This window comes from Chitinophagales bacterium, from assembly GCA_019694975.1.
GTDB lineage: Bacteria > Bacteroidota > Bacteroidia > Chitinophagales > UBA10324 > JACCZZ01.
Genome location: JAIBAY010000006.1, coordinates 179,680 through 196,028, shown reverse-complemented (window position 1 = coordinate 196,028; position 16,349 = coordinate 179,680). Strand labels below are relative to the sequence as shown.

General features: G+C 45.4%; 16 protein-coding genes. All 16 read left to right on the top strand.

What is annotated here, in order from left to right; translation table 11 throughout:
• Window positions 1–200: 200 nt before the first annotated feature.
• The 16 genes from K1X61_12420 (at window position 201) to K1X61_12345 (ending at window position 16,349) form a co-directional block, all read left to right on the top strand.
• A complete protein-coding gene (locus tag K1X61_12420) occupies window positions 201–857 on the top strand; it encodes a class I SAM-dependent methyltransferase (protein MBX7109446.1) in 657 nt (218 codons plus the stop codon).
• Between the two features lie 143 nt (window positions 858–1,000).
• Window positions 1,001–2,443, top strand: coding sequence for a T9SS type A sorting domain-containing protein (locus K1X61_12415; GenBank protein ID MBX7109445.1), 1,443 nt, complete (start codon window positions 1,001–1,003; stop codon window positions 2,441–2,443).
• 278 nt (window positions 2,444–2,721) lie between these two features.
• Complete coding sequence (locus tag K1X61_12410; protein ID MBX7109444.1) at window positions 2,722–3,687, top strand: NAD(P)-dependent alcohol dehydrogenase; 966 nt, start codon at window positions 2,722–2,724, stop codon at window positions 3,685–3,687.
• A 30-nt stretch (window positions 3,688–3,717) separates the two neighbouring features.
• Window positions 3,718–4,128, top strand: coding sequence for a DUF1801 domain-containing protein (locus tag K1X61_12405; GenBank protein ID MBX7109443.1), 411 nt, complete (start codon window positions 3,718–3,720; stop codon window positions 4,126–4,128).
• A 582-nt stretch (window positions 4,129–4,710) separates the two neighbouring features.
• Window positions 4,711–5,106, top strand: coding sequence for a hypothetical protein (locus tag K1X61_12400; protein MBX7109442.1), 396 nt, complete (start codon window positions 4,711–4,713; stop codon window positions 5,104–5,106).
• Window positions 5,107–5,609: 503 nt separating this feature from the next.
• Window positions 5,610–5,810 carry a hypothetical protein gene (locus K1X61_12395; protein ID MBX7109441.1) on the top strand — a complete coding sequence of 67 codons (201 nt, stop codon included), beginning with the start codon at window positions 5,610–5,612 and terminating at the stop codon, window positions 5,808–5,810.
• On the top strand, window positions 5,807–6,523 hold the full coding sequence (locus K1X61_12390) for a DUF4386 family protein (protein MBX7109440.1): 717 nt from the start codon (window positions 5,807–5,809) through the stop codon (window positions 6,521–6,523). Before K1X61_12395 ends, K1X61_12390 begins: the two co-directional genes overlap by 4 nt.
• 203 nt (window positions 6,524–6,726) lie before the next feature.
• Entirely contained in the window at window positions 6,727–7,797 is a 1,071-nt protein-coding gene (locus K1X61_12385; protein ID MBX7109439.1) for a beta-lactamase family protein, read from the top strand.
• A 21-nt stretch (window positions 7,798–7,818) separates the two neighbouring features.
• Window positions 7,819–8,433 (top strand): hypothetical protein, encoded by a 615-nt coding sequence (locus tag K1X61_12380; GenBank protein MBX7109438.1) that lies wholly within the window; start codon window positions 7,819–7,821, stop codon window positions 8,431–8,433.
• Window positions 8,430–9,605 carry a beta-lactamase family protein gene (locus K1X61_12375; protein ID MBX7109437.1) on the top strand — a complete coding sequence of 392 codons (1,176 nt, stop codon included), beginning with the start codon at window positions 8,430–8,432 and terminating at the stop codon, window positions 9,603–9,605. The genes K1X61_12380 and K1X61_12375 overlap by 4 nt, the downstream gene beginning before the upstream one ends.
• Before the next feature lie 116 nt (window positions 9,606–9,721).
• Window positions 9,722–10,105, top strand: coding sequence for a DUF1801 domain-containing protein (locus K1X61_12370; GenBank protein ID MBX7109436.1), 384 nt, complete (start codon window positions 9,722–9,724; stop codon window positions 10,103–10,105).
• A gap of 183 nt (window positions 10,106–10,288) precedes the next feature.
• The gene (locus K1X61_12365) at window positions 10,289–11,290 is read left to right on the top strand and encodes an MBL fold metallo-hydrolase (protein ID MBX7109435.1); all 1,002 of its coding nucleotides are present in this window, start codon (window positions 10,289–10,291) and stop codon (window positions 11,288–11,290) included.
• A gap of 233 nt (window positions 11,291–11,523) precedes the next feature.
• Entirely contained in the window at window positions 11,524–13,002 is a 1,479-nt protein-coding gene (locus K1X61_12360) for a sodium:solute symporter (GenBank protein MBX7109434.1), read from the top strand.
• A gap of 115 nt (window positions 13,003–13,117) precedes the next feature.
• Window positions 13,118–14,839: a M23 family metallopeptidase gene (locus tag K1X61_12355; protein MBX7109433.1), complete on the top strand. Its 1,722-nt coding sequence runs from the start codon at window positions 13,118–13,120 to the stop codon at window positions 14,837–14,839.
• A gap of 3 nt (window positions 14,840–14,842) precedes the next feature.
• Window positions 14,843–15,307, top strand: a complete 465-nt coding sequence (gene bcp / locus K1X61_12350; protein ID MBX7109432.1) for a thioredoxin-dependent thiol peroxidase — start codon at window positions 14,843–14,845, stop codon at window positions 15,305–15,307.
• Between the two features lie 205 nt (window positions 15,308–15,512).
• On the top strand, window positions 15,513–16,349 hold the full coding sequence (locus K1X61_12345; GenBank protein MBX7109431.1) for a T9SS type A sorting domain-containing protein: 837 nt from the start codon (window positions 15,513–15,515) through the stop codon (window positions 16,347–16,349).

Genomic DNA, 16,349 nt, shown 5'->3' with positions numbered 1-16,349 from the left:
AGAATTTATATTTTCGGCACATTGAATTCTAATTATTATTCAACCCTGAAATAAGAAACCTGCATAACTTCAGCGCAATTGTGTTTGCCAGAGAAGATGGAACAAAGAAGATAAAGCGGCTCCGTTTAAATGAAAAGTACAAATGAACAGTTGCGACAATCGAGGAAGAAATAAACTCTACTAAAAAAAATCATCAGCGGATGAATACCGATCTGGTCACGTATTATAAAGAAAGGGCACGGGAATACGAAAGGATTTACGCAAAACCTGACCGGCAAGGCGACCTTCAGCGTGCAACGGTCATTCTGCAAACGTTGTTCGCCGGCAAAACGGTTCTGGAAATCGCTTGCGGCACTGGTTACTGGACGGAAAGAATCTGCAAAAATGCGAAGTCTGTTTTGGCAACGGACATCAACAAAACAATGATTGATATAGCACAACAAAAAGCTTTATTAAATACGGAGGTAGCTTTCGGGATTGCGGACATTTTCAGTTTCAAAGCCAGCCACGAATATGACAGCTTGTTTGGCGGTTTTATCTGGAGTCATATACCGTTGCAGACGCTCGACAAATTTCTGGACATTGTCAGCCATTTTGTACAGCCGGGCGGGACGATTGTTTTTATGGATAACAATTTTGTAGCAGGCAGCAATCATCCCGTTACCGGCACAGATGAAAACGGCAACAGTTTTCAAACCAGAAAACTTGAAAACGGAACGACGCACTTTGTGCTGAAAAATTTTGCAACGGAAACCTTCTTACGCCGGAAACTATCCGGCATCGCCACAAACATTCAATTCATTAATTTGAAATATTTCTGGATATTGAGCTACACGTCAATACTGAAAGAATCTTAAAATCCGGGTTTACTTTTTGAACCCGGCAATACCAGGTTAGTCGCTGTTGCGCTTCCTGCCATACAATGGATTTCATTGTGTTCAGCTGCAAACTGCCAGCCAAACAGGAGGCCCTGCGCATTTTCAAAATTAACATGTCGACCATGAAAAAATCCACCATCATCACGGCATTCCTTACAATAGTTTTTTCATCTGCCAATACGATTGCGCAACCATCGTGCAGCTCATTAAACATTACGCACAAGGCTGACATCGTTTCCAATTGCAGCCAGATGATGATGACGATGATTCATGATCAAAACGATCATCCCTACTTGTATGTAGCCAATAAAGAAGCCGGGCTGAAGGTATATGACATTTCCGTCATCACCGCCCCCTCACTGGTCGCGACGGTTGCAACAACGCTTTTCGATATGCTGGATGTAATGAGTGTTTCGCAATACGGAAACTATCTTTATCTCGCCATCGGGAATTCTTTTGTCAATCCCGCCGGTGGAGGCATGGCGATAGTAGATGTAACTACCCCTGCTGCTCCGGTTGTTACAGACTACTACATTGCTCCGGACGCCAACAGCAGCGGCGGTATAGTGAGGGTAGAAGGCAACCTTGCCTACCTGGGAGCAATGCAAAGCGGACTCATCATCCTGGATGTTGCCGACAAAAGTGATATCCAGTTTGTTTCACAATTTATTCCGGCAATCGATTACCCACCCGTTCCAAACCCCAATGCTGGGCATTACAATGCCCGTGGTATGGAAGTGAGGAACGGCATCGTGTATCTTTGTTACGACGCTGGTGGCATCCGGATCATCAATTGCACCAATAAACTTGCTCCCGTAGAAACAGGACACTGGTGCAACCCTGCCATGTACCTGCCGTTCGATCACCCGAAAGCGTATAACAATATTGTGCTGGATGACACGCTTGCTTATGTTGCCGTTGATTACGCGGGAATGGAAGTGCTGAATATTTCCGACACAGGCAACATTCAAATGACAGGCTGGTGGAATCCTTACAATGCCCCCAATACAAACTGGTTTGGATGTAACATTCACGCAAACGAAATTCATTTTGAGAAAAATTGCCGGCGTGTCTTTCTTTCAACGGGAAAAAGTGACATGCATGTAATTGATGTTTCTAATCCGGCTTCGCCAGACTCATGCAATGCTTATGGCGGAACAGGAAATGAAACCGGCACCTGGGGACTCGGGGTGTGGAAAGATCAGATCTATCTTTCCTATATCTGTGCAGCCGTTCCGTTTTCGTCATTGCTGACACAGGTGACACTGCTTACCTACGACACCTGCTTGGCAACAACTGGCGTCACTGCGCCAAACACGAATACGTCCGTCATTTTTTCTCCCAATCCCTTTTCCACGCAGACAGTTTTGCAATCGGATAAAACATTGATAAATGCAACTCTCACCGTTAACAATATTTTCGGGCAGATGGTCACCCAAATAGAAAACATCGATGGGCCGTCGGTTGTTTTCCCGCGCGGCACGCTTGCATCCGGCCTTTATGTGGCCCGGTTGACAGAGGAAAACAAAACAATTGCTACACAAAAGTTAATCATCACAGAATAACCGCACACAATACTGTGCTATAGGACTTTCGATAAACTTGTTCTTCGTTTTTTGAAAGAATGTGAAATGCCGAAAGCAAAATTAATCTCATTCTATCTGCATGACATATTCCCTTTTTCCTGCATCAAATTAAATAAAACTAAAATGTCCAGTCATATCATATTCGACAACACACCAACTGCGACGGCAGGAATTTGCTTTTCTTAGATTTGTTTAATCATGCACCGGTATGGGAAGCATCGCAAAACAAGTCATTATAAATTTTCAAAACATGATACATGAAAGCAGCGGTCTATTATAAATACGGGCCACCGGAGGTTGTACAACTAATGGAGATTGCACGGCCGGTTGCCAAAGAGGATGAGGTGCTGGTGAAGGTTATCGCTTCTACAGTAAACAGGACTGATGCCGGCTTTCGCAGCGCCGAATATTTTATCTCCAGGTTCTGGACGGGCCTGCTGAAACCGGTGCATCATGTACTCGGTTGCGAATTCGCCGGTATAGTGGAAGAGACAGGCAGGCAGGTTACTGCATTTCAAAGCGGTGACAAAGTTTTTGGATTTAATGATAAAACCTGCGGCGGACATGGCGAGTACCTGGTTATGGCAGCGAAAGGCGCCATCACAAGCATACCGGGCAACCTGAACTTTTATGAAGCGGCTGCCCTTACGGAAGGAGCACATTATGCGCTCTGTGATATCAGGGCCGCACGCGTAACAAGCGGTCAGCAGGTAATGGTTTACGGTGCAACAGGAGCAATTGGTTCCGCTGCCGTACAGCTGTTAAAAAGCATGGGCGTTCATGTGACAGCCGTTTGCAACACACGGAATGTGGCACTGATAAAATCACTCGGTGCTGACCTCGTTTTGGATTACGAGACGGAAGACTTTACAAAAACGGGACAACAGTTCGATTTTATCCTGGATGCTGTGGGCAAAAGTTCGTTCCGGCAATGCAAAAAATTACTGAAGCAGAAAGGAATCTATATCTCAACAGAACTCGGAAGACATTCGGCAAATGTCTTTTTATCGCTCACAACACCGTATATGGGCGGAAAAAAAGTTTTGTTTCCTATACCTTCCATCAATAAACAAGACGTTGAATACCTCGGGGAACTCGCGCGCAACGGTCGGTTCAAACCTGTCATCGACCGGTATTATTCATTAGATGAAATTGTTAAGGCTTATCATTATGTTGCAACGGGACAAAAAACCGGCAATGTGATCATTAAAATTGCTGATTGAAATCATCACAATCAACCAACAGAAACGTATATGGCTAAACCGGTGAAAATTAAAACTGCGGAGAACAACTCCAGCGTTGAGGATTTTATCAATGGCATAGCACAGGAACAGAAACGGGCAGACAGTCTTCTCCTGCTTCAACTGATGCAGCAAATCAGCAGGCAGGAAGCCAAGATGTGGGGCAGTTCCATCATTGGTTTTGGCAAACTGATCTATAAAAGCCCTTCATCCGGCAGAGAGGTGGAATGGTTCAAGGTTGGATTCTCGCCCCGAAAAGCCAACCTGACGATTTACCTGATGAACCTGCAGCTGCATGAGGCAGCTTTGAAAAAGTTAGGGAAGTTTAAAAAAGGAGCAGGTTGCCTCTATATCAATAAGCTGGATGATATTGACAGCAAGGTTTTGAAAGAAATGATCAGGGCCACCGTAAAAAGCAAGTAACTGATGTACTGCTTCATCATGGCAGTTAAATACATGGTGCTGCTGTTGCAATCATTTAAATTCACCCACAGCAATGGTTGCAGGGACATTTAAGAAATCATTTGACAAATATTTCAATGCGACGATAGAAGCCTGGACGGCATTCGCAGCTTCATGCTTCCCAGTTTCCTTTAACAAAGATGAAATATTGAAAAGACAGGATACCAAAAAGAAATTTTCCATTACATATTGAAGCGTAGCGCCGGCCTTGATTATATTGTCAGTAGAACGGGCGTTTTCAATACGCTCATTACAGGATATAACGGGTATAAGGCCTTTCAGATGTGCTCATCTTCACACTTTATCTCTGCTTGAAACCGGAACAGTAAATAAATGATTGCTGTCTGCGGTAACGATAGGTTGCACGTTCTACATAGCCGGAGCATTCAGGCAAGAAAATTCAGCGGCCGCATTTCTATGATCAAATATTATCTTTCAACCATCATACAATGCGTGTACAATTTGTTACTGCTCTGCAAGCATAGGATTTTTTGTAAGAGCAACAAGATTGCAACGGTGTAACATCAAAAAGTGATAATAGTTATGACACTGATAAGAAGAACAATATTGCCGATCCTGCTTGCTGCTGCATGGATCACCGTTTCAGAATTTCTGCGCAATACATTTTTATTGCATGATTACTGGATGGCACATTACCGTGAACTTGGCTTAAACTTTCCGGAATCGACGTTAAATGGCGTAGTGTGGGGAGGCTGGTCACTATGCTTTGCCATCGTTATTTATTTCGTTTCCGGAAAGTTTTCCCTGCTGCACACCACACTCCTCTCCTGGTTTGCCGGTTTTGTTTTGATGTGGGTGGTAACCGGTAATCTCGGTGTTCTTCCCTTCGGCATCTTACCTGTTGCCATTCCGCTGAGCCTGCTGGAAGCGTTTGTTGCAAGCGTCATCATAAAAAAATCAAGCGGCCCTGCAAAGTGATGTTAACTTAAGTGAGTGGAAACGAAACTGTCAATTGATTCTGTGTTCCGCATTGAATAACTGTATATTAATACGGCATCGGTTGAAATCTCATGATGTTTCCATTGATCGTTGAGCAAAGAAGTTTTCACTTTTTCTTTTTAACATCCTGACAGAGCATTAAGCGGAATTGTCATCATACAATGTAACACCTCTCCGTTCCGGCAAATATTGCATACACCTTTTTATAACCCTGAAACATGAAAGAACTCATCATCCTGCTTGCCCTGCTGGCTGCATGATCGGCACATGCACAGAGCCGTTTATCAAAGCGTGAAATCAGCATTCATGGATTTCGCTGCCCGTCAATCGGCGCAGCATACCGTTACCGGCCGGTCAGCATTCATGCCGGATATTATCTCACCGCATTTTCCGGTGAAACCAACAACTTTGTCAAGACAGGCCTTACAGGCTGGTTTCTTCCGATAGGAAAAAGAGAAAATCCATCCTCCTTTTTCGCCGGCGTGTCGTACCTGCGCGGACTTGACCACGACTATGAGGATAAAAATGCGTTCGGCGCCGAAGCCGGTTTTCGATGGATGATCTGGAAAGGTCTCAACCTGCGCATCGGTGCCATCGCTGTTGCAGCGCAGGATGAAGATCTGAAACTCAATCCGCCAGGCGGCATCAGCTACTCCTTCTTCTTTAATAAATCAGCATCATGAAACAGGTCAGTAATAAAACGATCGGCTACCTGTTGATTGCAGGCGCCGTCGCGCTCTTTATTCCTTACACCATTCTCACCATTATTTTTGAATATCCTGACATCTTACGACAGGACACGGCTGCCATCCTGATCAAATTTCAGGAAGGTGGAAATACGTTGATCCGGACTTGGTTTGCTTTTGCCATCACAGGGCTTCCATTATTACCCGCCTATATGTTCATGGGTCAGAAACCGGAAAATGAAAGCCCATTGATACGGCCTGCCACCGGTATTGGTATCATCGGATTGGTTGTTCTGATGATTGGCTTGTTGCGATGGACATTTGTGGTACCTGTTTTAGCCGGCACATTCGTCGCTGGCGGTGATGCATCCACAAAATCCGCCGCCATCATTGCTCATGCCAGGATTGAAAATGCCGGCGAGACCTTGTTGCCCGGCATGTTTATCGAAGCACGCATCAATATTGATGACAACACATCTCCCTCATTGCCCAGTGAAGCTATCGTCAGCAACGGCAATGATCATTTTATTTTTGCGGAACAGGAACCTTTTACCTACCGGCAAATACCAGTCCGTACCGGCACAACGGATCAGCACTTCACTGAAATCATTCCGCTTGAAGAAATTGCACCACGTCAGAAAATAGTACTGAAGGGCGCATACTATCTATTAAGTGAACTTACAAAAGGCGAAGGAGAACACAATCATTAGACATGGCATCAGTAAAGGAACCATTATCATACAATCTACTATTCAGCCCGAAGGGCCAGGCTGACAAACATGCAATGTCAATACTATCTTTACCTGCGCGGAAGTACATCGTGCGGGATAGCGGTATTCCTTTAATCAATTTGTAGCATATGCTTCAGCAAACAGTTGTCGTCATGTTAACCAGGTAAAATAACTTCCAGCTGATGAATGAAGTTGATATGCTGTTGCACCGGCTGCTGAAACGCAATCAGTGTCCGTCGGTGCAATACATGATTTTTAATAAAGCACATGTCATACATCATTTTAACGGTGGATTCGCCGACTTAAAAAACAGGAAATCAATTACTGAACACACCACCTATCATGCTTTCTCAGTCACTAAAACCTTTACTGCCACCGCTGTTTTACAACTGGCTGAAAGAAGCCTGCTGGATATTGATCAGCCCGTTGTTCAATATTTCCCCGGGTTTCCATATCACGGAGCAATCACCACACGCCACCTGCTGACACACACAGCCGGTATTCCGAATCCCATACCGCTCAATTGGATTCACTTGCCCGAAGACGACGCCGGCTTCAACAGGAATGAATATTTCAATACTTTGTTTCGCAGGCACAACCGTACAAGGTTTGGCGTGAATGAAAAATTCTCCTATTCCAATCTCGGTTATGTATTACTCGGTCAGCTGATTGAAAACATCACCGGTATTGCTTACGAACAATATATCACCGTCAACCTGCTGCAACCACTCGGACTTACTTCGGATGAACTCGGCTTCTCCATCATTAATAACGGGAAGCATGCAAAAGGTTATCACAAGCGCTTAAGTCTGTCGAATGCCCTGCTCTCCTTTTTTATTGACAAGCAGGCATTCATGGGAAAAGCAGAAGGCAAATGGAAACCATTCAAAGATTTCTATGTTAACGGTACCGCTTATGGAGGACTCATCGGCTCCTGCATAGCCTTCGCAGTTTATCTGCAGGAGCTCTTGCAGCACAAATGCAAACTGCTGTCGGACCCATATAAAAAAATGTTGTTCACGGAAAACCAAACGCTTGACGGCAAAAAGACCGGCATGTGCCTTTCGTGGTTTTGCGGAACATTAAAAGGAAACCGGTATTTTACACATGCCGGAGGCGGTGGCGGATTCTATTGTGAACTACGGCTTTATACCGCGCTTGACATGGGAAGCATCGTGATGTTTAACCGGACCGGCATGACGGATGAACGGTTCCTTGATCAGGCAGACCGCTTTTTTATCAATGAAATCTGATTTGAAGTAATCAGCAGGCCTATGACAAATTCAACTAAAATACCACTGACGCTTCTGTTCATATTGATACAGTCATTTTCCGTTACAGCGCAGCGTCCGTTTCCTGTGAATGTTTCCGTGTTTAATGAATCCACGGCGCTGCCGTTCACCAGACTGATCACTGTTCCCATTCATCCGGGTTTACAACTCGGCACAGAATTTAACTACCGTGAAACGCAAAATGCCCGCCTGTTTCAGACAGCCAACCTGTGTTACTTCTATCACAACCATCTGAACCAGGGTTTAGGATTATTTTCAGAACTCGGCTATGAATACCGCCTGCCTGCTGGAATTGCCTTCACCGGTTTATTCGGCATCGGATACATGCACACCTTTGCCACTGCGGAAGAATTCACCTTCAGCAATGGTGTATATGAGCAACGGAATGATGCAGGCAATGCACGACTCTTTCCTTCTCTTTCACTCGACATCGGATATTACCCGGATAAAGAAAATAAGACAGGCCCGAAAATATTCATGCGATATCAGTCCTGGATAGAATATCCCTATTCTCCAGGCTTTATACCGCTGATGACGCATATCAGCTTGCATCTCGGGTTGAAATTTTTCCTGCATGCAAAACAGGCACAGCAATGAAATATACCTTCATCATTTTTACCCTGCTTTTAATCACCGCCTGCCGGAAAGGCGATGACATTGCCCCTGCTTTTTACAGCTGCCAGTTCAGTTTTAATGACAGCAGCAGCACGAGTCCTGATAATATACGTTACCAGGATCTGCTCAACAGCATTACCGGCAGCGGTGTCACAGGCATTACCATGTCGGTTTACCATACCGGCAGAGGTACCTGGAATGGTGCAAGCGGCAAAGCTGACCTTCATAATAATATTGATATGCAGCCCTGTAATATTTCACGGGTCGGATCAACGGTAAAGATGTTTACTGCAACCGTTGTGCTGCAACTGCAGGAAGAAGGCAAGCTGAATCTTGATGATAAGATTGCTGCTTACCTGCCGGGTGATGTGATTGATAAAATTGAAAATGCTGATCAGGCAACCATCAGGCAGCTGCTGCAGCATTCGAGCGGCATCTACAACTACATACAAAATCTTTCGTTTCAAACTGCATCCATCAACGACCTGCTGAAAGAATGGCATGCAGATGACCTGTTAAAATATGCATACCATAAAAGCGCCTACTTTTCCGCGGGCGCCGATGTGCGCTACTCCAATACCAACTATATCTTGCTGGGATTGCTGCTTGAAAAACTGGAAGGCAAACCACTGTACCGTGTTTTTGATGAGCGATTATTCGCTCCGCTCGGTTTAACGCTCACACAGTTTGCCGGTAACAATCATGTGCCTGATGGCATCGTGCGCGGCTACATTGATCTTTACAGTAACCTGCAGGTGATTGAAAGCACCTATTACAGCGGATGGGATTATTACACAGCCGATGGCGGCCTCATCTCCAATCCGTATGATATGAATGTATTTTTCCGGGCATTGATGAAGGGTGAGATCATCAACGCAACTTCGCTGCAGGAAATGTTAACCTGGAAAAAGCCATTGGAAGAAGACACGGAATTTTTCCCGATCTATTACGGCCTTGGGATCTTCAAAATTGAAACGCCGCAGGGAATCGCTTATATGCACAGCGGCGATGCCATCGGTTACTATGCGAACATGCTGTTTTTCCCCGCCGACAGCACAACGGTAGTTTACGCGGTAAACAGCAACTACGGAAAAATTGATCAATTCGTTTCCACGAAAGATGCCATCGAAAATATTATTGCCATTACAAAATAATCATGCAATTGTCCTATCAGACGCAACCCACAAATTGCTATTGACGTACTATATTTGAATACCGGCGGGAAGGAAATGACTTTCACACGCAAAATTCCCGCAGATAAAACGAACACATGTCTGGTGCCGTAGATCAATATATTGCAACCTTCCCGGCTGATGTGCAGGAGCAGTTGAATAATGTACGCGACGTGATCCGGAAGCACGCTCCGGAAGCAACAGAGATTTTCAGTTACGGAATGCCCGGCTATAAGATTTACGGCAAAGCGCTCGTTTATTTCGCCGCCTATAAATTGCACATCGGGTTTTATGCAACACCTTCCGGACATAAGCAATTTGCCAAAGCGCTGTCAAGGTATAAACAGGGCAAGGGTTCTGTTCAGTTTCCGCTCAACGAACCCATGCCGCTCGAACTGATCGCAAAGATGGTCAGGTTCAGGGTAAAGGAAAATTTATCCGGATCAAAACAATCAGGTGCCGGCAAGAAAAAAACAGCATAATCACATTATGATTCCGGCAGCAACGCAGAGCAACAGCGTTCCAACAACGAGCCTGATCTGTATGTAACAGCCGATAACGCCGCACGGTATATGCCTGAACGCGGCTTCAAATTCATCGTGATTGAAAAATTCCTTTCAGTGGAAATGAATTTGATCTGATGGATGCATTTTTAACTTTGTACTATGAAAAAGCTGTACTACCCACTCCTCCTGCTCATCCTCCCGCTGCTGTTGCTGACCTCTTTTTTTCCGGCCAACCGTAAAGGTCCGCTGACGAAAGAGGTGAAAGAAGGTACCATCACCAACCTGTATGATGCCTTCGGCAGAGATACTGTACTGACGAAAGATTTCGGGTTTTCCTGCATCACAAAATATAAAGGCAAAACCATCTTGTTTGATGCAGGCAGCAATGCAGCCATCTTTAAATCAAATGTGATTAAGTCGGGCATTGACCTGCAAAAGGTTGATATGGTGGTGGTTTCTCACGGGCATTTCGATCACCTGAATGGACTGGATTATCTGCTGGAAATAAATCCACATGTGAAAATCTATTTTCCCTACGACATCTTCTGGGGAGCGCCGGTGCCTTATGATGCCACCGGTCAAGAGCCCGCCGTGAAAGACTCTTTGCCTGTTTACATGCGGTATTTTGACGGAGGTGATACAAAATTCACCATTCAGCAATCGGGCAGATTCTGGAATGCAAATATTGAATTCATCAAAACATCGAAAGAAATTCTTCCCGGGCTGACACTCATTGCCACGAGTTCATCCTTCATGGGTTATTTTTCCTGCTATCCGAACAAGAGCTTTGTAGATGGACAATTTGAACAGCCAAAAGACAATTGCAAACAAACGGGATTGCCGGAGCTTTCACTTTCCATGAAAACTGAAAAAGGAGAAGTACTCCTTGTCGGATGCTCGCATACCGGTGTTGAAAATATTATAGCTGAAACAAAGAAGCAGACCGGTGATAAGATCGAACTCTTGTATGGCGGTTTTCACATGCTGCCCTTTGACAGGCAGCAAACTGCAGCCTCCATTGACAAAATAAAAAATGAGCTACAGGTGCACCGTGTCGCGCCGGCACATTGCACAGGGCATCTCGCCTTCAAACTATTGCAGTCCGCTTACGGCAGTGATTATATTTTTGCCGGCCTTGGCGAAACCATTCAATATGAATAATAATTGCGCACCGTAAATTTATTGGTACACCTTCAGGCTGCGCCCTGTCGATATTATATTACCTGATCCTTTACGGGCATGGAATGGAACTGCTGCATAAAATGTGAAAACTGCCAGTCTTAATTGCTTTACACAGCTGATAGCTAATATTGAACAGCAGAACAGGCTGTGGTTAAGTTTCTTTTCCGATTGCTGCCATCCTTGTTAATTTGCCGCTCAAAATTTTTCAAGCTATGTCTGCTGGGTTAATCCTCGGTGTTGCATTTACTTATTTCCTGTTGCTGATGGTGATCGCCTGGTACACTTCGCGTGGCGCCGATGCCCATTCATTTTTTATCGGTAACAAAAAATCAAAATGGTACATCGTGGCTTATGGCATGATCGGCACGTCTTTAAGCGGTGTAACATTCATGAGTGTTCCGGGTGAGGTAGGCGTTAAGCAGTTTGCCTACATGCAGATTGTGTTCGGTTACCTGTTTGGTTATTTTGTGATTGCCCTGGTATTGCTGCCATTGTACTACAGGCTCAACCTGACTTCTATTTACAGTTACCTGCAGCAACGGTTCGGTAACGTTACCTATAAGACCGGTTCATCCTTTTTTATCCTTTCGCGCACGCTCGGCGCGTCTATCCGTGTTTTCCTCGTGGTGAATGTGCTGCAGGTTTTCGTGCTGGACGCGCTGCACATTCCTTTTGCCGTAACCGGCATCATCATCATCTTCCTGATACTGGTATATACTTTCAAGGGTGGTGTGAAAACAATCGTCTGGACCGACATGATTCAAACCACGTGTATGTTGCTGGCGCTTATCCTTTCCGTGGTGCTCATCCTGCAGCATCTGCAATATTCACCGGCGGAAATGCTGGCTGCCATCCGTGAAAAGAAGATGACACAGGTTTTCTTCACCGACTGGAAAGACAAAACATTTTTCGGCAAACAATTTCTCAGCGGCATGTTTATCACCATTGCCATGACCGGCCTCGACCAGGAGATGATGCAGAAAAACCTCAGTTGCCGGACCTTGAAAGAAGCACAGAAAAACATGTTCACCTTCAGCTTTATCCTTGTGCTGGTTAACCTGCTGTTCCTCACCCTTGGCGCCGTGTTGTTTGTGTTTGCAGAAAAAACCGGGTTTGCCATTCCGGCACAAACCGATCAGCTCTTTCCTGCTGTTGCCCTCAACCAGCTCGGCGAAGTGGCCGGCCTGATTTTTCTCATTGGTTTAATCTCCGCCTTATATCCGAGTGCCGACGGTGCACTCACTGCGCTTACCAGTGCTTTCTGTATTGATATTTTAGGATTACGCGACAGAAATGATTGGGATGAAAAAAAGAAAACCAGGGTGCGTTACACTGTACACCTGTCATTCGCCGTCATCTTCCTGTTATGCATCCTCTACTTCAAGTCACATAACAGCAGCTCTGTCATCAGCACTATTCTTACCATCGCCGGCTATACTTACGGACCGTTACTCGGCTTATATGCTTTCGGCATGTTCACACAAAAAACCATCCGGGATGGCTGGTCGCCGCTGATATGTATCGTATCTCCCATAATCTGTTACTATGTAAATCTTCACTCCACAGAATGGTTTAATGGTTACCAGTTAGGATTTGAAGTGCTGGTGCTGAACGGGTTGCTGACGTTTCTCGGGCTGTTGGCGATAGCACGCAGACAAAATAAAAATCCTGAAAGAAGGTTAGCGGACTGACCGTTCACCAACATCATTGATGCTTTGATTGCCGCACCCTTACATTTGCATCAGCTTGTTGCGTTGAAATGGAAGTGGCTGCGTAACCGTTGACTTCAGAATTATCATGTATCAAATGATGCGATCAGTTAAACAAAAAATACTGCAATACCTGTCGTGCTGCTTAGTGATTTGCGCAAACTGTTGTTGGCACTCCGCTGCACTGGCGCAACCTGCAGACTATTTCCGCAATCCAATGGATATTCCCATCACGCTGTCCGCCAATTTCGGTGAGATACGCACCAATCATTTTCACACCGGTTTTGATATGCGCACCAATGCAGAAACCGGATATAAAGTATATGCGTCGGCAGACGGTGTGATATCACGCATCAAAGTTGCAGCCGGCGGATTTGGTAATGCGCTGTACATCACGCATCCCAATGGATACATGACGGTGTATGGCCACCTTGACCGTTTCAATGATGCCATCGCCGCCTATGTGAAGCAGCAGCAATATGCCAAACAATCATTTGAGGTGGATCTGTTTCCGGATGGCTCAAAATTCCCGGTGAAAAAGAGCGACCTGATTGCTTATTCCGGCAATTCAGGAGCATCCGGTGGTCCTCATCTGCATTTTGAAATCCGCGATGCATCCGGTGAAACATATCCGCTGAATCCGGCCACTTTCTATACACTGCAAGACACTATAGCTCCCAAAATTACCGCACTATATCTGTATGCGCCGGGGAAAACCACCGGCCTTCCGGTTCAGTATCCCATAAAAAAAACCGGTACCGGCTACAGGCTGGTAAAGGATTCGGTAATAGTGAATGATGCTGTGATGGGCGTGGCGCTCGAAGCCGCCGACTATATGAACCGCGCCGCTAATGATTACGGTGTGTTTGAATACGAGGTTAAACTCGATGGTAAAATAATTTACGATGTAAGATTTGACCGGATGGATTTTGCCAATGGCCGCTACGTGAATGCATTCACGGATTACCGGGTAAAGCAGACCTCCGGAAAAAATATTCAAAGGCTGTTCCGTTTACCCGGAGATCATAACAACATTTATCATGACCTGGTGAATGACGGAAAAATGCTGCTGGCCGACAGTATGTATCATGAAGTGGAAGTTACGGCTACCGATGCCTACCGGAATTATACCAGCCTACTCTTTCATGTAAAATTCATTCCTTCCGGTAAATCAGTTGTTTCATCCGCTGCAACCAAACGCATCTTTTCCTTCAATCAGCCAAACAACTTCGCCGCCGACAGCATTCAGTTGAATCTTCCTGCTGACATACTTTACGAAGATCTGGAATTCAGTTATGCAGCTACCCTTGGTTCGAAAGGAAGATATTCCGCCACGCACCGGGTGCAGGATGCCAATACGCCTGTTCATGACAGCTATGAAATCAGAATCTTGCCAAGGAAAATTCCTCCGGCCTTACGCTCAAAAGCAGTAATTGCATATGATGAAGGTAAAGGCGTAAGCGGTACAAAAACCACACGCTGGGATGGGAACTGGCTGGTGGCAAAGGCCCGTGAATTCGGCTATTTTTACGTATTGCTCGATACCACTGCCCCAAAAATCGCACCGGTGAATCTGAAACAAAATCAGGTGCTCACAGGCAACAACATCAGGTTTACCATCAGCGATGACTTGTCGGGCATTGTGTCATACAAAGGAATGCTTGACGGCCAATGGATGCTGATGGAATACGACCCCAAAAACAACAGGCTGCAATGCACGCCCGACAAGCAACTCAGCGCTGGTGAACATTCATTACAGATAACTGTTGCAGACGATGTAAAAAATGAATCCGTTTACGTTTTAAAATTTAAGAAATAGCACATGCTTGAACCAGGAGATAAAGCCCCCGCCTTTAAGGCAAAAGATCAAAACGGCAACATTGTTTCGCTTGCCGGATTGCTCGGTAAAAAAGTGGTACTCTATTTCTATCCGGAAGATGATACGCCAACGTGTACAGAAGAAGCCTGTAACCTTCGTGACAACTATGCTTTACTGAGAAAGGAAGGATTTGAAATTCTGGGTATCAGTCCTGATGACGTGAAATCGCACAAGAAATTTGAAACGAAATTCAACCTGCCCTTCCCGCTTCTAGCTGATCCTGACAAGAAAATAATTGAAGCCTATGGCGTCTGGGGCGAGAAGCAAATGTTCGGTCACCGCTATATGGGTGTCTTCCGGCATACTTATATTATTGACGAAACGGGGAAGGTGGAAAAGGTGTTCAGAAAAGTAATATCAAAGAATCATGCACAACAGATACTGGACAGCTATACTGTGAAAAAATAAATGCTAAACATCGCCTGCGGCTGCCTTCATCGCCGTCATGGCTAAAGTATCTGTTCAATATTTCTAAGCAACTGATACTTGCCCCACACATTTGATAGCTTAGCCCGGGAGAACATCCGCCCGACATTCACCGGCTTCCTTTGTTTCTGATATTTGGAGGAGGTAGTATTATCAATTAGTTTTGCCGCTCAATAAATCTTAATTCATGCAAAAATCTACCATTGTTGTTTTCGCTTTCCTTGTGGTTACAGCCCTTGTATTTAGTTTCTCGGATGTCAGCACTAACATTGTTCAGCCACCTTCTGCCAGAACAGGCGCTCCGGGTGAGTTAACCTGCGGCACCAGCGACTGTCATAACAATACTCCCAATTCCGGTGCAGGATCTATAACCATAGGTTTTAGCGATCCGGGGCCGGTTTACCTGCCGGGAAATGCTTATACCGTAACCGTTACCGTTACTGATGCGGCACAGACACGCTTCGGATTTGAAATCACAGCGCTTGATGCAACAAATAGCAAAGCGGGCACCTTTGCTGAAATCAGCGGCGGTTCCGATATCTCTTTTCCCGTGAATGTCAATGGCAGGCTGTATGCCTCACATCACAATTCGAGCGCCACGCAGGTTTGGAGCTTCACGTGGACAGCACCGGTAACGGATGTGGGCCCGGTAACTTTTTATGCTGCCGGTAATGCTGCCAACAATAACAATGAGGAATCGGGCGATCATATCTATACCACCACTTTGCAGGTTGCATCCGACAGCAACATCGGCATTGATGACCCTTCCGACAAAACAGGCTTCTTCGTGCAGAGCCCTGTATCCGGACAGGTGTTGGTTCGCTATGAAACAGGGTCGGCTTCACCGGCCGTAATCAGGCTGTACAACAGTTCTGGCCAAATGGAAAAAGAACTCCTCAACACTACGGAAGGCCCGGGCAGCCATTTTCATTCATTCGATATCAGTGAATTTGCATCAGGAATATATTTCATACAATTGAAGTCAGGAACTATCTTGCACACAGAAAAAATACTGATTGATTAA